Raw genomic sequence first — 24789 nt, forward strand, 5'->3', positions numbered from 1 at the left:
TAAATGGGCTGACAGCAAGATAAATTGCTTATAATATTGAGACATACTTGGCTGGATTTCGGGTGGCTTCCGATTGCTGCCCAGCGCTTAAAAATACTGCCCGCTCAGTTTGAAAAGGGCCTGACTTGTGTCGTTGGATTCAGTTGGATCGCAGGTTCTGAATCGATCTGGGAATTCCGCGTCTGCTCTCGTGGAGCAGGTTCGCGCATGGAACGGTCCCCGTACAGAGTACCCTCGTGACCGCACCGTTGCCCAGCTTTTCGAAGAAGTCGTTGCTTCATCTCCGAACTCGATTGCCCTGGAGATCGGAAGCAGGCGGCTCACATACGCCGAACTGAATTCTCGCGCCAACCAACTGGCTCATCGACTGCGCGCAGCGGGCGTTGGTCCGGAAACGCTGGTGGGGTGCTGCCTCGAGCGCTCGGTCGAATTGATCGTTGCGCTCGTCGCGGTGTTGAAGGCGGGCGGCGCCTACGTTCCCTTCGATCCCGACTATCCGAAAGACCGTATCGATTTCCTGCTCCACGACACGCGAACGACGGTCATGGTCACCCAACCGTCGCTCGCCTCGACTGTTCTGTCAGGTTATGACGGAACCTGTGTGGTTCTGGACAACTCCAGGTTTTCAGGGATCGATATCGGAAATACCGAATCATTGGGCGGGCCCAACGCCCTAGCTTACGTGATGTACACGTCGGGTTCCACGGGGCGTCCCAAGGGAGTGATGGTCGAAAATCGGGCCATCATTCGTCTGGTTCGCAATACGAATTTCTGCAACTTCGGCCCGGAAGAGACCTTCCTGCACTTCGCGCCCATCTCGTTCGATGCGTCGACGCTGGAGATCTGGGGAGCGCTGCTCAATGGCGGGCGCTTGGTTGTTATGCCGCCTGCGCCGACTTCGCTGAAAGAGCTGATACGCGTGATCCGGGAGCACAAGGTCACCACCCTGTGGCTTACCGCGGGACTGTTCAACCTCGTCGTCGAAGAAGAGCTCGAGAGTCTCGGTTCGCTTCGGCAGTTTCTTGCGGGCGGCGACGTGTTGTCGCCTCGGCACGTCCGGCGGGCGCTTGAGAAGCTTCCGAAGTGCCGGGTAATCAACGGATACGGGCCGACCGAGAATACGACATTCACATGCTGCTATGTGATGCGTGCCGGAGAACCGGTGCCGGAGCCGGTGCCAATCGGTCGCCCAATCTCAAACACTCAAGCGTACATCCTCGACGAGGAACTGCGGCCGGTGCCGCCAGGCTCAGTGGGAGAGCTGTTTGCAGCGGGCGATGGTCTGGCGCGCGGCTATCTCAATGCTGCCGAAACGACCGGCCAAAAGTTCCTTCTGAACCCGTTTGCCGTGGGAGAGGACGACGCCCGCATGTACCGCACGGGCGACCTTGCGCGCTGGCGGCCCGACGGGATCGTCGAGTTCCTCGGGCGGGCGGACGGGCAGGTGAAGATCAACGGCCACCGTATCGAACCGGGAGAAATCGAGTCTGCTCTGGATGAGCATGACCGGGTTGCCCAGAGCTGCGTCGTGGCGCTTCCCGGCCAGCAAGGATCCAGACGTCTTGCTGCGTATTACGTTTCTCGCGATGGTGCATTGAGTGACCGCGACTTGCGGGAATTCCTCGCAACTAAGCTGCCGGAATTCGTGATCCCAGCTCTCTTCGTTCGGCTGGAGACCCTTCCGTTGACGCCCAATGGAAAGGTCGATCGATCCGCACTGGTTTCGCTCGGCGTTCCGGATCAAGCGGTCGCTGCGACCGACGGCGCGACCACCGATCTGGAGAGCGCCATCTTCGATATCTGGCGCCAGAGCCTCGGTATCGATAAGTTCGGGATCCTCAACAATTTTTTCGACCTCGGCGGCAATTCGCTTCTGCTGGTGAGCGTTCATGCAAGCCTTGAGAAGGCGTTGCAGATCACGATCCCGATTACCGCCTTGTTCGAGTTCACCACGATCAAGTCTCTGGCCGAGCATCTGAGCGGGCAAGCGTCATCGGAACAATCCGTCGTCGACGCGCAGGAACGCGCGCGACGACAGCGGGCGGCTTTCGCCCGGCAGCGTGCGCGTCGAACCGGCAGTGTGTTATGAGTGATCGGGAAGTTGAGTCTGAGGTCCTTGAGGGAGTTGCGATCATCGGCATGGCGGGCCGGTTCCCCGGCGCTCGCAACGTTGCTGAATTCTGGCGCAATCAGCTGGAAGGCATCGAATCGATTTCCAAATTTCGCGTCGACGAGCTGGAAATCGCAAATCGTGAGAAAATCGCAAGCGATCCGCGTTATGTGAAGGCACGCTCGATCGTTGACGATGTAGACATGTTCGATGCCGAGTTCTTCGGCATCTATCCACGCGAAGCGGAAGTGATGGATCCGCAGCAGAGGCTGTTTCTCGAGTGCTGCTGGCAGACCTTGGAAGACGCCGGCTACGTTCCGGATACATATCCGGGCCAGATAGCTGTATATGCCGGCTCCAGCGTCTGGTCGTATTTCCTGACGCGGCTTTGCACGACGCCAGGCTTCATTGAAAAGTTTACCTCGGGCTACCAGGTCTCGAACTACGCCGAGATGATGGGAAACAGCCTCGATTTTCTATCGACGCGGGTTTCCTATAAGCTGAATCTGCGTGGTCCGAGCTTCACTATGCTGTCGGCATGCTCGACATCCTTGCTTGCGGTCACTCAGGCCTGTCAGTCGCTCCTGACCTATCAGACCGATATGGCGCTGGCTGGCGGAGTCTCGATCACACTTCCGCAGAAGCGTGGCTATCTCTATCAGGAGGGCGGCATGGCGTCGCCCGATGGTCACTGTCGCGCTTTCGACGCTGACGCTCAAGGTACCGTATTCGGCAGCGGACTGGGCGTCGTGCTGCTCAAGCGTCTGGACGATGCGGTACGCGATGGCGATCAGATCCATGCGGTCATTCGCGGCTTCGCCGTCAACAATGACGGCTCCGCCAAGGTCGGTTACACGGCGCCGAGCGTGGAGGGGCAGGCCAGCGCTATCGCGATGGCGCACGAGGCCGCCGGCGTCGCCCCGGACACCATTGGCTACATTGAGGCCCACGGCACCGCTACGCCGCTCGGCGACCCGATCGAATTGGCGGGGTTGACCCAGGCGTTCAGGGCACACACGGATCGCCAGCAATTCTGCACGATCGGAACGGCGAAGACCAATGTCGGGCATCTGGATGTAGCCGCTGGCGTAACCGGTCTGATCAACGCAACGAACATTGTGCGTGACGGCGTGTTCCCGCCAACGCTTCATTTCAGGAAGCCGAATCCAAAGTTCGATTTCGCGAACAGCCCGTTTCGGGTCAGTGTGGAGAGATCGGAATGGAAAGCCGAAGGACCCCGGCGGGCCGGGATCAGCTCGTTTGGAGTTGGCGGAACCAACGCGCATGTGATCATCGAGCAGGCGCCCGCCGCTCGTTCCTCGGAATCTCCCCGGTCAAATCATCTTCTTCCCCTGTCAGCGCGCTCGCCCGCAGCGCTCGAACAGGCGGCCAGCAATCTTGCCGCGCATCTAGAGTCGCATCCGGAGCTCAGCCTGGCTGATATAGCCTGGACCCTTCAGGCTGGGCGTAAGAGGTTCGACTATCGCCGGACGATCGTCGCCGGATCTACAGCGGAAGCCGCCAACCTCCTTTCGCAGAAAAGGCAGCCGCAGGCGCGCGCGAAGCCGGATGCTGTTCCGGACGTCTACTTCCTGTTCCCGGGGCAGGGTTCGCAGCATCCGAACATGGCTCGCGAAATCTACGACGGGGAGAAGGTGTTCCGCGAGGCGGTCGATTGTTGTGCGCAGATCCTGCGGCCACACCTTGGCGTCGACATCCGCACATTGCTCTATCCGGCGGCAGATGCCGGAGATGAGGCGAAACGGTCTGTTACGGAGACGGTCAACGCGCAGCCTGCCATATTCACCATCGAGTATGCTCTGGCACAGCTCTGGATGAGCTGGGGTATCCGGCCCAAAGCCATGGCGGGGCACAGCGTTGGAGAGTTCGTTGCTGCCTGCCTTGCGGACGTGATCTCGCTAGAGGATGCCCTCGCCCTCGTCGCCCTGCGTGGCCGGATGATGCAAGAGATTCCTGCGGGTGGCATGTTGTCGGTCCGTCTGTCGGAGGCGGAAGTCCGTGAGCGCTTGCGCGAGCCACTATCGCTGGCGGCAATCAATTCGCCTTCGTTATGCGTCGTTGCCGGAGCATTGGAGCCCCTTGCGGAATTCGAGAAGGAGCTGAACGAGGCTGGAATTGCATGCCGCCGTCTCGTTACTTCACACGCATTCCACTCGTCGATGATGGATCCGCTGATCGAGCCGCTCGCCAGCGCCTTCTCGAAAGTGAAGTTGAATGCACCGAAGATTCCCTATGTGTCGGGTGTGACCGGCACATGGATGGGCGCTGAGGAGGCCTGCGATCCCGAATACTGGGCAAGGCATGCGCGGGAGCCGGTTCGCTTCTCGGAGGCGGTCCGGGAACTCCGCAAGAACTTGGACGCTGTGCTCCTGGAGGTCGGCCCCGGCAATGTGTTAGCGATGCTCGCCCGACAGCATTCCGCATCTTCCTCCAGTCAGATCGTCGTCTCCTCGCTGTCCGACGGGTTCTCGGGTGAAGGCGATTCCAAAGCGCTGATGTCCGCTCTCGGAGCACTTTGGCTCGCGGGTGCGCAGCCCGACTGGCCATCGCTCTACAAGGCGGAACGCCGCCAGCGCGTTTCGCTGCCGACCTACCCATTCGAACGCAAGCGCTATTGGTTGGAAACTCCGCCCGTGCATGAGCAGGCAACGGCTGCGCCTCCGCCTGCAACGGCAACGACGCCAGAAATCCCCGGAATCCAAGGCCAATTCAATCAGGGAAACGAACCCGTGAATATCGCCGTAGCACCAGTTCCAATGTCGGCCGCAGGTCGTACGACAAAGATTGAAGCAGCTCTGATCGAAATGTTCGCTGATCTGTCGGGCGCCGATCTGTCTGCCACGGACAGTTCGACTTCGTTTCTGGAGCTCGGATTCGATTCTCTGTTTCTGACCCAGGCAGCGCAGGCCTTGCAGGAGAGGTTCGGCGTCAAGATCACGTTCAGGCAGCTTCTCAATGACGTAGGCTGTCTGCGAGACCTCACTGAATATCTTGCGAGCAACCTCCCGCCCGATGCTTTTGCCGAGCCTGTCGCTACGGGCGTGCCGCAGGCGGAGAAAACGCCTCAGATATCGACCATCCAGACAACATATCCGATAGAGATGACGACCGCACTACTGGTGCCCGGTGTGTTCAGTGGGGCTGGGGCCGGGTCCGATAGCCCGATAGAACGGGTCATGCGTGATCAGCTTCAGGCCATGAATTTGCTGATTGCCAAGCAACTGGAAACGCTCAATTCCGTTCGGCCGCAGGCCTCCGTTGCGGCGACGTCGGTTACACCCGTAGCCGTGAGCGTGCCGCAGGCCGTGCAAACGCGACCGGCGTTCGACAAGGATATCTCGAAAGTCGCAGGGGGTGTCGAAGCGCAGCTGGCTGCGGGCAAGTCGTTCGGCCCCTACAAGCCGCCACAAGCGGGCGTCTCCCACGACCTGACCGACCGGCAGCGCGAGCACCTCAACGTCCTGGTAGACCGCGTCACCCGACGTACGGCCAAGTCCAAGACCTTCACCCAGGCGCACCGCAAAGCGCTGGCCGATCCCCGTGTCGTCTCGGGCTTCCGTCAGCAGTGGAAGGAGATAGTCTACTCGATTGTCACTGACCGCTCCGAGGGCTCCCGGATCTGGGATATCGACGGCAATGAGTACATTGATCTGGTCAATGGCTTCGGGCAGATCATGCTTGGCCACCGGCCGGAGTTTGTCACGAAGGCGATCGAAGCGCAGCTTCAGAAGGGTTTCGAAATCGGTCCGCAGACGCCGCTCGCGGGTGAGGTCGCAGAGATGTTCTGCGAGATGACCGGCAACGAGCGCATGGCATTCTGCAATACAGGCTCCGAGGCCGTGCTTGCCGCCATGCGGGCCTCGCGGACCGTGACAGGGCGCAACAAGATCGTCATGTTCTCGGGTGACTACCACGGCATGTTCGATGAAGTCCTTGCGAAGGGTTTCATCAACAGGGCTGGAGAGCCGCAATCCGTGCCGATCGCCCCGGGTATTCCACGGCAGAGCGTCTCCAATGTGGTCGTGCTCGACTATGGCACGCCGCAGTCGCTCGCTTGGATCCGTCAAAATGCGGGCGATCTCGCCGCCGTCATGGTGGAGCCGGTTCAAAGCCGGCATCCTTCGCTTCAGCCGGTTGAATTTCTGAGGGAGCTTCGCAAGATCACCGAAGATTCCGGTGCCGCGCTCATCTTCGACGAGGTCGTTACTGGATTCCGGGTCCATCAGGGCGGGTGTCAGGCGCTGTTTGGCATTCGAGCCGATCTTGCGACCTATGGAAAAGTGCTTGCCGGCGGCATGCCCGCGGGTGTTCTTGCCGGCAAGGCGCGCTTCATGGACGCGCTTGACGGAGGCATGTGGCAGTTCGGAGATGAGTCGTTCCCCGAGGTCGGCGTGACCTTTTTTGCTGGAACGTTCGTTCGTCACCCGTTGGTGGTGGCGGCAATGAAGGCCGTGCTCCAAAATCTAAGGGAGCAGGGGCCGGCCCTGCAGATGCAGCTCAACGAGCGGACGACGAACCTGGTCCGCACGCTCAACGAGATCGCCAGTCAGGAAGGCATTCCGACCCGCATCGAAAGCTTTGGCAGCCTCTTCTACTTTGGCTTCCCGGCAACCGAACGCTTCGCGAGCCTGTTCTATTTCTACTTGCGTGATAAAGGCATTCACATTCGCGAAGGTTTCCCGTGCTTCCTGACGACCTCCCACAGCGAGGCCGATCTGGAGAAGATCGTTCGAGCTTTCAGAGAGAGCGCGGTCGAGATGCGGCAGGCGGGTTTCTTCGAACAGGATGCGGTACCGCTGGTCCCGGCCGCGGGATCGGAAGCCGGCGAAGCCCCGCTCACGGAGCCACAGCTTGAAGTCTGGCTGTCTGACCAACTCGGCGAAGAAGCATCCTGCTGTTTCAACGAATCCATCTCCCTGCACTTGCACGGGAGTCTTAACGTATCGGCTCTCAGAGAAGCGCTTGATCGCATCGTGTCGCGCCATCAGGCGCTGCGCGCCGTCTGCGACAGCGATCATCATCGGCAGACATTTGTTGCCGAGCTGAAGCTGGATGTGCCGACCATCGACCTGACGCAGTCGCAGGCAACGGAAAGAGAGCAGCAATTTGCCCGAATCGTCAAAGACGATTCATGCACGCCGTTCTCTGTGACCAAGGGGCCGATGGCTCGCGCACAACTGGTCAAGATGTCGGCGGATCATCACGTCCTCGTCTTTACCGCGCATCACATCGTTTGCGACGGTTGGTCGATCAACGTCCTGGTCGACGAATTGTCGCAGGCCTACAACGCAATCAGTGGGGGCGCGAAATGGAGTCCGCCGACCGCGATGGCGTTCGCAGACTACGCGAATTCGCAGGCCAAGTTCGTCGACAGCGCCGAAGGGCGCAAGGTCGAGCAGTACTGGCTTGAACAATTCCGCGAGCCCGTATCGCTACTGCACCTTCCCACCGATCGTCCCAGGCCGGCGATCAGAGAGTTCGATGGGGCAACGTATCGGACCAGGATCGGCCCGCAGCTCTACGGCCGGCTCAAGAAGTTCGGCGCAAGCCACAAGTGCACGCTGTTCGTCACGATGCTTGCCGGCTTTCAATCCCTGCTCGCTCGTCTGAGCGGCCAATCCGACATCGTCATCGGCGTGCCGACGGCGGGGCAGTCGTTGGTGGAGGGCGCCGTTCTGGTCGGACATTGCGTCAATTTCATCCCTCTGCGCGGCCGCTTGACCGGAAATCCGACTGCGGCCGAGTTGCTTGCCCAGATGAAGCAGACGGTCCTCGCCGGATACGATAACCAGAATTACACGTATGGAAGGCTGGTTCGGAAGCTGGCTATCCAGCGCGATCCAAGCAGGCTGCCGCTGACCGAGATTCAGTTCAATCTGGAAAGGTTGGGTGGTTCGACCGCCTTCGAAGGGCTGCGGGCAGAGATCGATCCAAATCCGAAGAGCTTCGTCAACTTCGACATCTTCCTCAACATCGTCGAATCGAACGACGGCCTCACGCTTGACTGCGACTATAATACCGGTCTGTTCGACGGAGCAACGATCGCGCGCTGGCTGGATCACTACAAGGTGCTGCTGGAGGGGATGGCTACGGAAGCGTCACGCCCGATCTCGATGCTGCCCTTGCTGTCAGACGCCGACAAGCGACAGATCCTCGATGGTTGGAATGACACGCGTGTTAAGCGGGAGGACGGTCTGACCGTTCATGCGCTGTTCGAGGACCAGGCAAGCAAGACGCCAAACGCGGTCGCGGCGATTTTCGGATCGACCCAGCTCACATATTCCGAGCTGGACTGCCGTGCGAACCAGTTGGCCAACCATCTGCGCAAGCTCGGCGTGAAGCCGGGCGTCCTGGTTGGCGTGTTCGTCGAACGCAGCATGGAAATGCTGATCGGGCTGTTGGGGACGCTGAAGGCCGGCGGCGCCTATGTGCCGATCGATCCAACGTTCCCCCCTGAGCGTGTTCGCTATGTCCTGGAAGACGCGGGCGCGTCGGTCGTGCTGTCGCAGAAGGCGCTGACCAAGTCATGGTCGTTCGGGAACGCGGAGGTCGTTCTCCTCGATGGCGATTGGGGAGCGATTGCCCGTGCGGACGCGGCACGACTAAACAGCCTCGCCGGCGGAGAGGATCTGGCCTATGTGATTTATACGTCGGGATCGACCGGCCGGCCGAAAGGCGTTGAGATCACGCATCGTGCGGTGGTCAATCTGTTGCAATCGATGCTGGTGCAGCCTGGCCTGGTCGAAACCGACGTGCTGGCTGCTGTCACCACACTGTCATTCGACATTTCGGGGCTTGAGCTGTTCCTTCCGCTCTGCGCAGGCGCCCGGGTGGCTATCGTCAGCCGCGAAACGGCTCAATTCGGGGTGAAGTTGCTTGAGTACCTGAAGGAGGTCGGCGCGACTGTGGTGCAGGCCACGCCGGTGACATGGCAGCAATTGCTGGACGCCGGCTGGAACGGCGAGCCCGGGCTGAAGGTACTCTGCGGTGGCGAGCCCTTCCCGCGCGAGCTTGCCGACGAACTCGCGAAGCGAGCCGGGTCAGTGTGGAACATGTATGGCCCGACTGAAACGACGATCTGGTCCGCCGCTTTGGAAGTGAAATCCGGCGAGGGATCCGTGCCGGTCGGTCATCCGATCGCCAACACGAGATTCTTCGTGCTGGATCAGGAACTCCAGCTTGTTCCGATCGGTGTTCCGGGCGAACTCTACATCTCGGGCCAGGGACTGGCGCGCGGATATCACCAACGGCCGGATCTGACCGCGGAGCGGTTTGTCCTAAATCCCTTGGAGCCAGGCGAAAAGATGTACCGGACTGGCGATCTCGTTCGCCGCCGTCAGGACGGAACGCTTGAATTTCTCGGTCGGCTCGACAACCAGATCAAGCTTCGAGGCTTCCGCATCGAACTCGGCGAGATCGAAAGCGTGCTCGGCAGCTATCCCGGTGTCACTCAGACGGTCGTGTCCGTCCGCGAGGATGTGGCAGGAGAGAAGCGCCTGATTGCCTACGTTCTGGCCGCCAAGGACTCTGCGCTCCCCGTCCCGGCCTTGCGCGAGCATCTTCTGAAAAGCCTGCCGGCCTACATGGCGCCGGCAGCGTACGTGACGCTCGAGGCGTTTCCCTTGACGCCAAATGGCAAAGTGGACCGCGCAGCTCTTCCAGCTCCGGACTGGTCGAGGCAGCAGGCGAGCATGGCTTATGTAGAGCCGCGCAGTCCGGACGAAGAGACCATGGCAAAAATCTGGGCGGAGATCCTGCGGCTGGAGCGTGTCGGTATCAACGACAATCTCTTCGAACTCGGCGCCGATTCACTCCATGTCTTTCAGATCACGTCGCGCGCAAACAAGGCGGGCATTGCCGTGACCCCGCGGCAAATTTTGCAGCTTCGCACCATCTCGGCAATCTTCGAGCACTTGGCCAATCAGTCGCAGGATCAAGCGCAATCGAACAGTCAATCGATCAAACCCGTCTCGCGGCACAAATTCCGGATGGCGCCACAGGTGGTCCGGCAGGCAAACTAGATGGCGAAAATCATCAAACTTCCCAATGTGAATAGGGAGGTTGGCGACCGTCGCGAGATCGGGACCAATCAGTACAATCTGATGTTCCCGCTCTCGGCGGCGCAGGCACGGATATGGCGGGCCGACCGGCAAAGGCCCGGTGATCCTGCCCATAACTGCGCATTCAGATGGCGCCTGAACGGTCCATTGGACTCGGATGTGGTCGAGAGAGCCTTCAACGAAGTCGTGGCTCGCCACGAGATCCTCCGCGCGACGTTCTCGCAAATCGGCGGTGATCCCGTTCAAATCATTGCCCCTACGGTCGAACTGCTAGTAGGCCAGGAAGATCTCAGACGCGTTTCCGACGCGGAGCGCCAATCCCTGCTCGAAGGCCTTTGCCGTGACGAGGCGACGCGCGGCTTCGACATCGGCACCGGGCCGCTTGTTCGCGTCAGGCTGGTCCGCACCGAAGAGCAACAATACTATCTGTTGCTTACGTTGCACCTCCTGATCGCGGATGGTTGGTCGATCCGGGTCATTTTGACGGAGTTCTGCACACTCTACAGCGCCCTGGCTATCGGATTTCCCCCGTCATTGCCCAGCCTCGCACTCCACTACCCGGACTATGTTGTCTGGCAGCGTGAACAACGGTCGCAGAAAGAGATCTTGGATCAACTGGCATATTGGCGGTCCAAGCTCTCCGGATATAACCGATTGGAGGTGGCACCGGATCTAACGCCCCCAAGCGAACTTACACGGTCGAGCGACATTGTCGCTCTCGAGCTGCCGCGTACACTGACCGATGCACTCAACGCTCTGGCCAATCGGCAGGGTGGTACCATGTTTACGGTCGCGTTTGCCGCCTGCAAGGCCCTGCTTTGCCGCTATACCGGCAGGACCGATATCGCTGTCGGATCGGAGCTCGCTGGACGCAACCGGACCGAGCTTGAGTCCTTGGTTGGTCTCTTCATAAATCATGTGGCCTTCCGAACCGACATTTCCGGAAACCCGCGCTTTGAGGAACTGGCGGCACGTGTCCGCGACACCACCTTCGAGATATTTGCCAACCAGGATGTTGCCTTCGAGGACGTGCTCAACTCCATCGGAGCCGACGATGTCGACTGCCCCGAGCCGTTCGTTCACGTCAACTTCAATTGCTATCGTGCGTTCGGGGAGGGAGCCGACCCGTTTCTTGGGCCGTCGAAGGTTCGCGTGACGCCGGTCCCTTCGTTTTCCCAGGGCGCGCTATACCGGTTGAACTTCTTCATGGTCGAACGCGAAAGCGGATGGCGGCTGTCGATCGAGTTCAGCAAGGACTACTATAGCCGTCAGTTCGCCTTGCAGATGCTGGAGAACTTCCGGGACCTGCTGCAGCAGATCGTCCTCGATCCGCAGCAAAAACTATCCGAGTTCAATCTGTCTGGTGTCCCTGCGCCGTCGATAGATCCTTCCGACAACGCGACGAACTCCGGAGCCGCGGAAGACGAGCTGTACGTGATGCCTGCGAGCGTCGTCCAGGAACGCTTCTGGCTCCTTGGCAAGCTCGACCCGACGTCTCCGAAGTTTCACATGCGCGCGACGGTTCGCGTGACCGGGGCATTGTCGCCGGCTTTGCTGGAGCAAAGCTTCCAGAGCCTGATCGACCGGCATGAGATCCTGCGGACGAATTTTGTCGAGCAGGATGGACGTCTTGTCCAGGTCATTGCTCCCGCCCGTCCATTCTCGTTGTCCGTCGTTTCGCTGCCGAACCTGGCCGAAGCGGATCGCGACGAGAGGCTCAAGGAGTTGCTATTCGCAGAGGCGCGGCAGCCGTTTGATCTCGAAGGAAGTCCCTTACTGCGAGCAGCCCTGTTTTGCTTTCAGCCCGACGATTTTGTCCTGCTGATTACCACCCATCACATCATTGCGGACGGTTGGTCGCAACGCATCGTCCAGGACGAACTGTGGGCAGTCTACGACGCGCTTGCCGCGAGCCGCGATCCGGCGCTGGCTCCCCTGCCGATCCAGTTTGCTGACTTCGCGGCCTGGCAAAAGGATTGGTTGAGCTCACCGGTGGCGAGTGCTCAGCTCAGCTACTGGCAGAAGCAGCTCCAAGGGCCGATCAGGGCGGTAGACTTTCCGACCGACCGGCCTGCGGCCATGAGAATGACCTCCAATGGCGCCATCGAGTCGCTCGTTCTGCCAAGCGAGCTGGCGGAGAGCCTGAGGAAGCTGAGCAGATCCGAAGGCGTGACGATGTTCACGGTCACGTTGGCCTGCTTTGCCATCCTGATCGAGCGCTGCTCCAGGCAGTCGGAGATGGTGATTGGCTCGCCGGTGGCGAATCGTCGAGCCGAGACCGAGCCCCTCATTGGTCCGTTCTCCGGTCCAATACCCTTCCGATTTGATCTGTCGGGAAACCCGACGCTGAGTGATGTGCTCAGGCAGGTCTCACGGATATCGCTTGAGGCTCTTGATCAAGTTGATCTCCCATTCGAGGCGCTGCTCGACCATCTTCGGGTGCAGTCGGCGAACGGGCGCTCCGTCTTCTTCCAGTTCTATTTCATGTATCAGACCGCGTTCCTGCAGGCGAGGTCGCTGCCAGGACTTACGATAGCTCCGATGCCGACGTTCAGTGTCGGGACGCCGTTTGAGCTGCAGCTTGCCATGATCGAGCGGCCCAACGAACTGCGCGTCAATTTCGAGTACAACGCGGAGCTTTTCGACAAAGAATCCGTCAGGGCGTTGCTTGCCTATTATGAGACCATCCTCCGCGCAATGGCTTCGACTACCGACAGGGCGGTGGCGGATCTTGGGACTCCCGACATCTGGAGGGACTTCAGAGCGTCGCCGCTCTCGGAAGCGAAGGCGCCTGTCCACTATGTTCCACCGAGAACCGATGATGAAATCAAGCTCGTGGAGCTGTGGAAGGAGATACTCAAGGTATCGGAAATCGGGGCACACGACAATTTTTTTGACCTTGGTGGACACTCACTACTGGCAGCCCAACTCGTTGCCAGGTTGCAGGCGGAATTTGGCGTTACGATCGACCTCTCACTCCTCATCGTTGCCCCAACGGTCGAATTGTTGGCGAGAAAGCTTCGTCAGTCATCGCAAGAAGACCGCCGCCCTCATGTCGTCACGATTAGAGAAGGCGGTCATAGGAGGCCGCTCTTCTGCATACATGCGGGGGGTGGGCATCTTCTCGATTACCGAGACATGATCGATGCCTTGCCGAGTGAAGTCCCTGTCTACGGTCTGCGCGCTTCGGAGCAAGGCGACCCAGTTCCGGAATCAGTTGAGAGGCTGGCTACGCAGTATCTTCGGGAGATGCAGGATGTACAGCCTAATGGACCTTACCAAATCTGCGGCTTATCGTTCGGCGGTCTCTTGGCGTTCGAGATATCAAGGCAGTTGGTCGAAAATGGCGAGCAAGTGAGTCTGGTCGCCCTCTTCGATACCGGCAATTGGGATTACTATCGCAATCTGCCTGCCGAAAAGGCTGGGCAATTTCGTCAAATCTACATGAAAGACCGTATCAAAAAGTACGGGCGAAATTTAATCCAGGGACGGCTTCAAGATATATGGGCTGACGCCCGCCTCTTTGTGACGAGCAAGTCGAGCGTTGCTGCATGGAAGATGGGCCAAAAGATTTGCCGCCTTTTCAATCTGTCCATGCCGCGATTTGCGCGCAGCAATATCGTGATGTTCTCGGCAGTTGGGAAAAACTACGTACCTAAGACGTATCGGGGCGAGTTGCTTCTGTTTCGTGCTGACGGCCGATCGGCGGAATATGGCGATGATCTAACCTTGGGTTGGACTAACATTGCTCGGGACGGTGTATTGGTGCATCAAGTGCCAGGTAGCCATTTGTCGATCATGAGGAAGCCATACGTCGATCGTCTCGTCGAGCTGCTAACTCCATATCTCGCGGATGGAACCTGACCTCCAACATATGTCAGCGACACGAGACGTTCTTGGTGGACAGTTTCTTATAACGCGATTTTAGAGAGAGCGGCGATGAGGGTGCTGGAGATCGCTAGCGCTGCAGGTCTTCTGCTTTGCGCGCTGCTCATGCAGTTTTCCGACGCTGCGATTCTCGTTGGGCTCGTCACATTGATCGTTGGATGCCACGCGGTATTCGAAGGTTCCCGCTGGCAAATGGCTCCGGCCTATTTCCTGATTGTTGCTCTGATCCTCTACGAATGCGCGCACTGGCTTTTTGGGTATCGAGCACCATCGATTGCAATCGTGACTGTCATTCTCGGCACTCTTACGGCGATCGCGGGTTGCATCGCGATGCCCGTATTCAAACTTCCGATTCCGACAGGACCTTATGCGATTGGAACTCAGGTCCGTCATATCGTCGACGAGGGTCGGCGGGAGCTATTCTCAGATGATCCAAGTGCCCGGCGGGAATTGGTAATCCAGATTTGGTATCCAGCGGCGCCAGCCAAGGGCAGGACATCCCCGTATCGCGATCGGCGGATTGCGACGCTCAAGTCCGCGCATCTTCGGTTAGTCGAGACGCATTCCATGCCCGGTGCGCAGCCTTACCCGTCGGCAGAGCGATTTCCAGTGCTGCTGTACACGCCGTCTTGGAGCGGGATCCGGACAGAATGCACGATACAGATCGAGGAAATGGCAAGCCACGGTTACGTCGTGGTGGCGATAGATCATCCACATTGCTCTAGGGTTGTGGCCTTTCCGGATGGGCGGATAGCGCGCCGAAAGTTCGAGGGAGACGAGGACTATTCCTCTGACGCAGCCGTCGTCCGTTTTGTCAGGACAGCCGACGAACAGGTACGGCTTCGAGCTGCAGACGCTCGATTTGTCTTGGATACGCTCGAACGCCTGAACCAAAGTGATCCCGACGGACTGTTGACGGGAAGGCTGACGTTGGATCGTGTTGGTATTTTTGGCTTTTCGCTGGGAGGTGGTACTGCGGCGCAGGCCTGCGTGACCGATCACAGGTTCAAGGCAGGCATAGACTTGGGGGGGATGATTGCGGGCGATGTGCCGACGAGGGGAATTCCCGTTCCCTTCCTTTTCATGTTTGAGGGTATGTATGAGGCGTTCCCCTTTGCGCCGACATCGGACGTCTCCAGCGTGGCAATCGAGAAAAGGCTCGAAATCAAATTTGTGCGAAGGCAATTTTCACAAATGAAAAACTCGCTCGCTAGCTTCGGAGGCTATTGGGTGGTCATCGACGGGATCAGACATCGGGACTTTTGTGACGCTCCTTTCTTCTCGCCGCTGCGTAGAGGCGGCGTCGATCCACATCGGGTATGCCAGACCATCAGCAGATATATGCTTGCGTATTTTAACCGGCATGTGAGGAGCTTCGACGAGACTTTGCTCGACGGCCAGTCTCGCGTAAATCCGCTCGTCTGCTTCGACTACCTGGGTGGAACGACGCAAACAGACGAGGCGCGAACTCTCTCCAAATGGCAGGATGGACTGTGGTGTCCTCCTGGAGGGGCCGATCGCTATTCTGCGCGCTCGGTTCGGGTCCAATGCGAATCAATTCGCCCCAAAGCGAGTTGACCGTAGAGCTTGAGCTTGCAGAATGTGTACGACGGTATCAACAGCAGCGCCCTGATAGGGACCACGTCACGCCCACATTTTAACCACGCAAGAATAGTGGCGATAGCGAGGGTGAGAAGGTTGGCAGTCGTAATGACCAGAGGTGCAAATGAGTGGTTCAAAATGGCAAGGGACAGTGAGAGACCAAACGTGCTGAGAACAAGCAATCCCAGCAACGACAGGGGCGGAACAGTCAGGTCCAGCGTGATGGCAAGTAGTTTTGGGTCTCGTCGTACAACTGCAGCGGCAAACAGACGAGGGGCAAACTTGAAGATAAGGGTGAGATGACCTTGTTCCCAGCGTTTGCGTTGAGTTCCGGATCCCTTGGCCGAGCTGGCAAATTCACTTGTTACGAGCGCTGACGGACAAAAGAGTGATGGACGTCCGGCTAAGGCCAGATCAAGTCCCAGCTTCATATCTTCCACGATCTCCGTGCTTGCAAGGTCTGCCAAGCGAATGATTTCCCACGGAAACGCCATGCCGGTTCCCGTTAATTGACTGGGCAAATTGAGTGCGTGCAGTCCCAGGGGGCGAAGCCAGTTCTTCACCCGCCAGGCAAATTCGGCAACCTGATAGTTGACTTGTGATCCGGCTGGCGTCCTCATCAGGTAAGATGCCTGAACCGGCCGATCCATCCTGGCGCAGGCACGCGCCAAGTTCCCGAGTGCATCGTTTGCAAGCCTGCAATCCGCATCGATGACGATGACGATCTCGCGCGGATTCTGCCCCAAATGGCGAATACCCCAATCGAGGGCAAATCCCTTACCGCGTTTTGCGGATTCATTGCGCTCGACCACCTCGGCGCCCGCTGCGCGAGCCACGGCAGCCGTATCATCCGCGCAGTTGTCAGCTACTACGAGCAGTCGATCGCACGGGCGCATTTGCTTTCGGATGTCCTCAATCGTCAAGCGAATTCCCGCACTCTCATCGTGTGCTGGAACCAGAACCGCTAGCGGAGGGTGATCTTGTTGCCCGGCTTCGGTCAAAGAGTTCCGGCGTGCCGCCATAATCCCCGCTATAATTTCAAGAGCGAAAACCGTGACCGGTACCGTGAGAAAACTTGCGACAATCACCAAGAAGCCGGAGACTATAATCCCCATTCCCCATGCGCCTTCCTCGCGCTACTCGCCTGTTCAGAAAAACCTGAAACGGACTAGGACCGTGACGGCAGAATATGTTCGCTAGGTCCAATAATCTGCGACAATGACAGCCGCAACCGACGGTGCATAATAGCACCTGTACGGCCAAGCAGGACATCAGCTACCTAGTCGATACTGCTATTAATATTACCATGGGTTTTTGTGCCCGTAAAACGTCCTTTTCGCTATTTTTGGCGCGGTTTGATATTTAGAATTCGGATTGAATTTGCTGGTATGGAGGCATCTTGAGATCGGAAGACCGGCTAATCGGCCTGCAGTATCTGAGGGGCATTGTAGCCAGCATAGTGGTGCTGCATCATTTGCGCTTTCCCGACACGCAACTTGGTCCATTCGGCGTCAAGATTTTTTTCGTGATCAGCGGTTTCGTCATGTGGTACACGACGTCAATGGCTGATCTTGCGCCTATTGCATTTTGGCGCCAACGAATTATCCGGATTGTCCCTCTCTACTGGCTATTCTTATTGCTTCTGATCGTTGCCGGATTGGCATGTTCAACCTGCGTAAAGACCACGGAACTTACTGCACAAAACGTTCCTCTATCATTTTTGTTCATCCCGCATTTTCACCAAATTCAGAAAGGCTTGATTGCCCCGATTTTGATTCCTGGCTGGTCGCTGAACTACGAGATGTTTTTCTATTTTGTATTCGGATCTGCACTGTTCATCAAATCCAACGCGAGTCGAGTTCTCGCCATCGCCGTACTGTTCTGGAGCCTGGTTCTGCTAGGTCGCTGGCTTGATCCGAGCAGTGCCATTCTCTCGACCTACACGAATCCGTCACTCTTGCTGTTCTTGAATGGGCTGTTGTTGGCGATGGTCTATCAAACGTACGAGGTTGATGGCGCCGGTCTGGGGGTGACCTTGGCGTCCGTCAGTATTTTATCGCAGACCCTGATGGTTCTGCAGGGAGGCATCGAAAGCTTCCTGGGCGTGGCCGCAGTGCTGATCGTCGCCGGGACGCTTGCGCTCGAGTCCACGTTGCGCCGCGCACCGAGCAATCTATTGCTTGGAATCGGGGCCGCCTCCTATTCTATCTATCTAAGCCACCTGTTCTTTCTTCGGGTCTTCGAAATTTGTTGGTCGCGCGTCGCGCAGCATGACGGCGGCGGAATCGTGGAAACAGCTTCCATCGTATTGGCATTCGTATTTGCGATTGTGGGAGGGGTAGCTGTCCATCACTTGATCGAGCGACCGATGGTGCGGCAAATTCGGCAGCGGTGGTGGGACGAGAGCGAGCGTGGCAACAATTTGAGCATAGTCTGCCCAGCGGGTCGGCGACGCAAGGTCGTCTGAATTAACTACCGCGGGTCTGTTCCCGAGCAGATTAGGCGTGGAAAACTGCGTCGGCGATGAACGCTTTATTCGGGCTTCTTCTTAGTATAGAGAGCAACCGATATTGAATGTCGACAGTCGTCGCGCCAGAAAGCCACTAGTCTTGAGCTCATGCGGGGGAAGGCCTGAAGGCAATGGGGGGTCGGGACGGCATATTTTGAAGTCTTATGAGGGAAGACCGGCAAGGTACATATGCGTAAATTAACGGGCGCTCTTATTGGCTGCGGCGCTATTGCACGCGAACATCTTACTGTGCTGGCCGAGTTGCGAGACGTTGAAGTAGTCGCAGTGTGCGATATTTCGCCTGCTCGAGCCGAAGCCGCCGCCGAGCGGTTTGGCATCGCTAGGCACTACAATGCGCATCGCGACCTTCTTGCTGACCTTCGTCCCGACTTGGTCCACATTACGACACCGCCGACCTCTCATCTTCAGATCGCGACGGACTGTCTTGCAGCAGGACGAAACGTCTTTTGTGAAAAACCCATGACAGTGAGGTATGAGGACTTCCTCGCCCTCAAACGGCTTGCAAGTGAAAAGAACTGCATGCTGATGGAGAACCAGCAAAACCGATTTCATTCGTCAATTCTTGCCATCCAGAAGCTGATCAGCACTGGAGAATTGGGCGACGTTCTCGAAGTGCAGATCTGTCTGTCACTCAACATCACCGTGGCGGGAAGTCCCTATGTCGATCAGAACGCGCCCCACTTCGGCCTAGCGTTGTCTGGTGGGGTCATCGGTGACTTTCTGCCTCACATTGCGTACCTGGTCTACATGTTCACGGGCAAGGTGATCGATGTGCACACAAACTGGGTCAAGCATCGCAAGGACTCGCCGCTCCCGGCCGACGAATTTCGGGGTATGGTGAAGGGTGAGCGCGCGACGGCCTATGTCAGTTTCAGCGGGAACGCTCAGCCGGATGGCTTCCTGATCAGGGTTTGTGGGACCCGGATGCGCGTAGAGGCTAACCTGTATGAGCCCCCGCGGCTGGTCGTCAAACGTGCTGCCTCAGGCGAACCGGCAGTCGGAACATTGCTGGATGGTATCGCAGAGGCCCGTCAGGTATTGTTCGGCACCTTGGGTGGATTCGCGCGCAAACTGGGCGGCACCGGCAGTTATGATGGCCTGAAGGAGATGATCTCTAGGACCTATGCCGCGATTGCTTCGAACGGGCAGCAGCCGATTCCTCTGGAGGAAATCGACGACGTTGCTCGACTTGTTTGCCAGTTTGCGGCTGAGGGAAACGCATGAAAGTACTCGTTTCTGGTGCAGGTGGCTTTCTCGGGCGCGCGGTCGTCAACAGCCTGTTGGAGAGTGGGCACCTTGTCAGGGCGATTGTGCGCCCTTCCTCCCCGGTACCATCTTGGTCCGATACAGTTGAAGTATTCCGCGCCGACTTGCGTGTTAGCGACAATCTGGTCGCCGCGTTTGATGGTGTTGACGCGGTAATGCATCTGGCAGCAGCCGTCAGCGGAAATGAGGATACGCAGTTCTCGTCGACGGTCGTTGCCACGGAACGATTTCTGGATGCTATGGGCAAGTCCGGCGTCAAGCGGTTGGTGCATGTCAGCAGCCTGGTTGTCTACGATTGGTCGAAGGCGGGGCCGTGTATGGACGAGACCACGCCGCTCGAAGACAAGCCCTATGCAATGGGCGGATACACCATTTCCAAAGTCTGGCAGGAGCGTGTGGTAACCCGGTTCGCCAAGGCGCATTCCTGGGACCTTACGATTGTGCGTCCTGGTTTTATCTGGGGAGAAGACCACGCAAACATCGCCGGCATGGGACGGCAATTCGGGCGCGTCTATCTTCTCTTTGGCCCATTTACCCGGCTGCCGCTGTGTCACGTCGACAATTGCGCAGACTGTCTGGCGGTCGCGGTCGACAATCCTGCTGCCTTCGGAGAGACGTTCAATCTCGTCGACAGCGACGACGTTCGCGTATGGCGATACGCAAAAGAGTATGCGCGCCGGACTGGCCAGCGAGGAGCGTTGCTGCCAATACCCTATCGGCTGGGGCTGGGCATTGCCCAATCGGCCGCTCTCACCAGCCGGCTGTTGTTCGGTCGAAAGGGTAAGTTGCCATCGCTCCTGACGCCACGTCGATTTGAATCACAATTCAAGCCGATCCGGTTCAGCAACCAGAGGGTCACGAGCAAATTGAACTGGAAGCCCCGCAGAAGCTTCGACGATTGCTTGAATGCGTCCTACAAATCGAGCGGTCAATCCCACCGAGGTTGATGTCGATTGCAATTTTGCACTCGTCGTTCGACTACTCAGGGACGAAGAGGTACGCTCCTCCCGGCGAATGCGCTGGCCAAAATGGTGGCTAGCCAGCTCGCTTCTTTGCGAATATTGAAATCGCGCTCGATCGTCTCGCGCCCAGCGGAGGCGAATGAATTGCGAAGGTCAGGATCGTCCAGCAACCGTCGTACCGCGTCGACAGTTGAGTCCACATCGCCTGGCGAAACCAGCGATCCGTTGCTTCCGTTCTCGACCAGCTCTGGAATTCCGGCAATGCGGGTCGCGATGACCGGGACGCCCGCTGCCATCGCCTCCATTAGCACAACGGGAACTCCCTCCGCGAAACTGCTCAGAACGAATAAATCGCTCTCTTTAAGCAATTCGCGGACTTGTTCCTGGGATTGATAACCGAGGAACTTCACGCGTTCCCAAAGTCCCAAGGTGCGCGCCGTTTGCTCAAGCATGTGTCGCTCGGGTCCATCGCCCGCGATGTTCAGGGTCACCCCGTCGATTCGGGCGATTGCTTCGAGCAGAATAGGCAAGCCCTTCGCGGCAGCCAAGCGCCCGACAAACAGCAACCGTTCTCCGCGGCCCACGTGGCTTTTCACTTTGAAGAGTGCTGGATCCACGCCGCAGTGAACGATCCTCAGTTTCTCCCAGCAATCGGCAGGCGAAAACACCATGGCCTGGCTTCGGCAAAAGTGGCTGATGCAGTTTACAAACAAGGCGCGGCGAACTTTCTCGTCGATCCACCAAAGGTTGGGTTCATAAAACTCGGCAGGGCCGTGTATTGTGAAACTGAATGTGAACCCGCCGATTTGTGCCGCCAAGGCGGCAACAGAGCAGCTTGAGTCTGCAAGATGGTTGTGTAGATGAACCAGGGAGTGGTCTTTCATCAGCTTGGCCAGTATTCCGGCTTCTGCAAAATACGCAAACTGCCGAGCTTTGGCCGCAAGCCCGGCTGGCCCAGTTTTGACCGCAAGTGCCAACGCTGACATATACCTCTTGGGCGAGGCGACGAATTGAAGAAGATGTGCCCTCAGGAGATTGCTCGGCGGCAACAGATAGAGGGTCGCGTTTCTTTCGGCGGCCGTGTCCAGCCCACCGCTGTCTCGCCCCGGTGGTTTTCGCACCGAAAACGTCTGAACGTGGTAACCGAGATCTCGTAGCGTCGCGACTTCGCGCTGTATGAATGTGTCCGTCGCCCGCGGATACTGTCCTGTCAAATATGCCAGCCTGGGCTTCTCTTGCGCGATCATCGGCTCAGGGGTGGAACGATTGTTTTCGGTCGAAGTCGACGCTTTCTCTTCGGTCCTGACATGATCAGCGTTTTTCTGACGCTGATGGTTGATCTGATCGGCTGCCGCATCGACTGTCTCGAAATCTGGCTCCCGTTCCATCATGTCTTTGGCTCAACAACTCGTGCTGGAATTCCGACAGCGGTTGCGGCAGCCGGCACATCGTTCAAGACTACGCTCATCGCTCCAATCTTGGCGCCGGAGCCGACGTGGACGTTACCGAGCACCTGCGCGTAAGCGCCGAAGTCAACGTCATCCCCGATCACCGGCGTTGGTCCTCCCTCCCAGCGGTTGCCGATCGTTACGCCCTGCCTCAGCGTACAGTTGCGACCTATTACTGAGCCGGAATGAATGAAGATGTTTCCAAAATGATAGATGCGTAAACCCGGACCTACCTCCGCTCCGAGGGGCAAGCTTACCCCGGTCGCAGTTTCAACGACGCGAAAAATCAGCCAATAAAACTTTAGCTGCAAGTTGCGTAACCGTCCAGGCTTACGGTCGAGCAACCGCCGGCCGTACCTATAAACGAAAATGGCCCAGATAGACTGTTCCCGAAGGAACGGCCGGTTAGGGTAGCGTGCAAGATCGGCCTCGAAATGGGGATCTCGTGGCATTTCGCTACTTTTCTTGAGGTTGACGGAACATGATGATCGCCAATGCAGATGACTACTCGATGCCTGCGTGCACCAGAGTCCGCTCGAGACTGTCCAAGTCTACGACGATGTCGGTGTGTGAGTCCCAACTCTGAGAGTAGTCAGCATCAAGGGTCGCGGGATCTCCTTGGCCTAGCACGTAGTAGTAGTCTAGGTTCAGTGCGTTACTGAGCTTCCAATAATATGTAGCTACGAGCTCGGGCGAATATATCTCGACGATCTTTGTGCCCGGTGAGCAGAAGATGATGTTGCTCATGCCTCCTCCGTGCGGGGCGACGACCGCTTCGCACGAGGCCATGACAGTAGCTTGTTCGGAAATTGACATCGTCTCAAGAGCCAGGACTTCAAATCGTCGCTTCTTCAAAAGCGCAATGACCTTGTCTTCGTTAAGAACTCGACGATAGCCGGCAAGGCCACGGCTTATGTAAAGCCGCCGTCCGGGCGTGTTGGTGTCACGCCAGTTGCCCGGAAGGAATGCGTTGCGGAGAAAATCGACCATCCATGGTCGGAAACAAGCTGTTCCAAGAGGAACTGACGGGACGATCAATTCGCGGGCCTTCAAGTACGGTACTTTCGAGCCTTCAATGATCCTGGATGGCTGTATTCCGAGAGACGCTAGCGTGTCACGCTGAAAGCGGCTGTCGAAGTTATTCACGTAGAAGGCGTCGATCTCGGCAAGCTGTATCCCGGCCAACCTCATCAGTTCAATTCGCGGCAGGAGTTGAAACAGCCAATGATAGTAGAGGCTGGCGCCATCGGTGGCGAGAACCGCGACCCTTCCGTCGATCTCAGTAAGTGGCTGCAGTCTCCATTGCGTGGACAGGGCCGTTTCCATCGTGATCTTGGGATCATGAAAGTATGTCGACACATCCCTCAAGAATTGCCCGTCAGGGGTGATGACGAACCCTCGCCTAGTGACGCGGCCTCCTGGCAATCTCGCGGCAAACGTTTCTGGGTAGTGATAGGCCTGGTCTTCGAGGAACTGACGGCGGATGTGGCGGTGTACGGTCTTTGGAAGAGCCATTGAAGCCGTACAGGCTGGGTCGACGTGACTGATTGTTGCCGCAAACTTCCCACCATGCTCCGACACCCACGCCGGTGTTGAGTCGCAAATCACACGCGGAGGGTACAGACGACCCTTGTCGACCACCATCGACGGGAACGGAGATATGCTCGCCCCAATTCTAGCGGCGGCTAATTTGGTCGTGTGCGGCAACTGTTTCAGTACCAGCCAGGAAGGCCGGAGTAAGCGTCTGAGCCAGTTCTTCGAGCGGTAGGTGTCAAACCAGAATAAGGTCGCCATCTTCGGCTGCCTTTTCCCTCATCTTGAAATCAACAATCCGAGCGATAAAATCGCAGATCATCTCACAGCCACTTGAAAAGCCAGCCGGCTTCTCTCCGACCAATTCAATCTTCCTATGCTGTCACAGTTTGGCGCCGCGATCGCAATGTGGTCTCAATGATCGTATCGAGATCAGAATGCTGAGGCTTAAAACCAAGACGAACATACGCTTGGCTGGGATCGGACAGCAAGGCGGGTGGATCGCCAGGACGCCTGCGAGCCACAACCGTCGGAACTTTTTTCCCTGTCAGGCGCTCGATCGCCGAAACGATTTCGAGAACCGAATAGGTGCGTCCCGTCCCGAGATTCAACTCAAATGAATCTCGCGTACGTTCGAGATACTGAATTGCGTTCACGTGAGCGGTAGCGAGATCGGAGACGTGGATGAAATCGCGCTCGCATGTGCCATCGGTGGTCGGATAATCGGTCCCGAGGATCTGGAGCGGCGGGCCGCTACCCAATGCCGCATCGACGGCTAGAGGGATGAGGTGGGTTTCAGGGTCGTGCCTCTCCGGCAGGTCTCCGCTACCGTCCGCGCCAGAAGCGTTGAAATAGCGGAATATCCCAAAACGAAGCTCATGCGCCACAGCAGCGTCTTTGATGATTTGTTCGCAGAAGTATTTCGAACGACCATACGGGCTGATTGGCCGTTGAGCGGCGCTTTCGGAGAGGGGCAACTGCTCCGGCAATCCATAGGTCGTGCACGAACTCGAAAAGACGATGGTGTCAACGTCGTTTCTGCGCATCGCGTCGAGCACGTTTATCAAGCCGGTCGCGTTGTTTCGATAGTAGCTAAGGGGATTCGAGACCGATTCCCCAACATACGCAAATGCGGCAAAGTGAATGACCGCGGTTGGTCGGTACTGCTTGATGGCGCTATCGAGGGTTTCCGAATTGAGAATGTCTCCCACGACCAGCGGCCCCCAGCGGACGAAATCAGCGTGGCCGCGGGACAAATTGTCGAAGGTTACGGGTGTCATGCCGGCCGATGCAAGCATCCGGCAGGTGTGGCTACCGATATACCCTGCACCGCCCGTAACTAGGATGTGTGACATTTGATGACCTGCAG

Annotated in this window: 12 protein-coding genes; 7 read left to right on the top strand and 5 right to left on the bottom strand. The window is 57.8% G+C overall.

Annotated features, from left to right (window positions below; translation table 11 throughout):
- Positions 1 to 190: 190 nt before the first annotated feature.
- From ABIB73_RS27760 to ABIB73_RS27775, 4 genes are all read left to right on the top strand, one after another.
- Positions 191 to 2089, top strand: a complete 1899-nt coding sequence (locus tag ABIB73_RS27760) for a non-ribosomal peptide synthetase (protein WP_354229141.1) — start codon at positions 191 to 193, stop codon at positions 2087 to 2089.
- On the top strand, positions 2086 to 10152 hold the full coding sequence (locus tag ABIB73_RS27765) for a non-ribosomal peptide synthetase/type I polyketide synthase (RefSeq protein WP_354229143.1): 8067 nt from the start codon (positions 2086 to 2088) through the stop codon (positions 10150 to 10152). The genes ABIB73_RS27760 and ABIB73_RS27765 overlap by 4 nt, the downstream gene beginning before the upstream one ends.
- On the top strand, positions 10153 to 14055 hold the full coding sequence (locus ABIB73_RS27770; protein ID WP_354229145.1) for a condensation domain-containing protein: 3903 nt from the start codon (positions 10153 to 10155) through the stop codon (positions 14053 to 14055). It abuts the gene before it with no gap.
- A gap of 75 nt (positions 14056 to 14130) precedes the next feature.
- Complete coding sequence (locus ABIB73_RS27775; RefSeq protein WP_354229147.1) at positions 14131 to 15657, top strand: alpha/beta hydrolase family protein; 1527 nt, start codon at positions 14131 to 14133, stop codon at positions 15655 to 15657.
- Here the strand turns inward: ABIB73_RS27775 and ABIB73_RS27780 are convergent.
- A complete protein-coding gene (locus ABIB73_RS27780) occupies positions 15600 to 16796 on the bottom strand; it encodes a glycosyltransferase family 2 protein (RefSeq protein WP_354229149.1) in 1197 nt (398 codons plus the stop codon). The genes ABIB73_RS27775 and ABIB73_RS27780 overlap by 58 nt on opposite strands.
- A 284-nt stretch (positions 16797 to 17080) precedes the next feature.
- Between ABIB73_RS27780 and ABIB73_RS27785 the strand changes: the two genes are divergently transcribed.
- The 3 genes from ABIB73_RS27785 (at position 17081) to ABIB73_RS27795 (ending at position 20424) form a co-directional block, all read left to right on the top strand.
- Positions 17081 to 18148: an acyltransferase family protein gene (locus ABIB73_RS27785; protein ID WP_354229150.1), complete on the top strand. Its 1068-nt coding sequence runs from the start codon at positions 17081 to 17083 to the stop codon at positions 18146 to 18148.
- A gap of 231 nt (positions 18149 to 18379) precedes the next feature.
- A complete protein-coding gene (locus ABIB73_RS27790; RefSeq protein ID WP_354229152.1) occupies positions 18380 to 19435 on the top strand; it encodes a Gfo/Idh/MocA family protein in 1056 nt (351 codons plus the stop codon).
- Positions 19432 to 20424, top strand: a complete 993-nt coding sequence (locus ABIB73_RS27795) for an NAD-dependent epimerase/dehydratase family protein (protein WP_354229154.1) — start codon at positions 19432 to 19434, stop codon at positions 20422 to 20424. The genes ABIB73_RS27790 and ABIB73_RS27795 overlap by 4 nt, the downstream gene beginning before the upstream one ends.
- 35 nt (positions 20425 to 20459) lie before the next feature.
- Here the strand turns inward: ABIB73_RS27795 and ABIB73_RS27800 are convergent, their stop codons facing one another.
- The 4 genes from ABIB73_RS27800 to galE all read right to left on the bottom strand — a co-directional run bounded on the left by ABIB73_RS27800 (position 20460) and on the right by galE (position 24775).
- On the bottom strand, positions 20460 to 21830 hold the full coding sequence (locus tag ABIB73_RS27800; protein ID WP_354229156.1) for a glycosyltransferase: 1371 nt from the start codon (positions 21828 to 21830) through the stop codon (positions 20460 to 20462).
- Positions 21827 to 22339 carry a serine O-acetyltransferase gene (locus ABIB73_RS27805; RefSeq protein ID WP_354229158.1) on the bottom strand — a complete coding sequence of 171 codons (513 nt, stop codon included), beginning with the start codon at positions 22337 to 22339 and terminating at the stop codon, positions 21827 to 21829. Before ABIB73_RS27805 ends, ABIB73_RS27800 begins: the two co-directional genes overlap by 4 nt.
- 52 nt (positions 22340 to 22391) lie before the next feature.
- A complete protein-coding gene (locus ABIB73_RS27810) occupies positions 22392 to 23681 on the bottom strand; it encodes a glycosyltransferase family 61 protein (RefSeq protein ID WP_354229160.1) in 1290 nt (429 codons plus the stop codon).
- 113 nt (positions 23682 to 23794) lie between these two features.
- On the bottom strand, positions 23795 to 24775 hold the full coding sequence (galE, locus tag ABIB73_RS27815) for a UDP-glucose 4-epimerase GalE (protein WP_354229162.1): 981 nt from the start codon (positions 24773 to 24775) through the stop codon (positions 23795 to 23797).
- Positions 24776 to 24789: the final 14 nt, after the last annotated feature.

Origin of the sequence: Bradyrhizobium sp. F1.4.3 (assembly GCF_040548375.1) — a bacterium.
GTDB lineage: Bacteria > Pseudomonadota > Alphaproteobacteria > Rhizobiales > Xanthobacteraceae > Bradyrhizobium.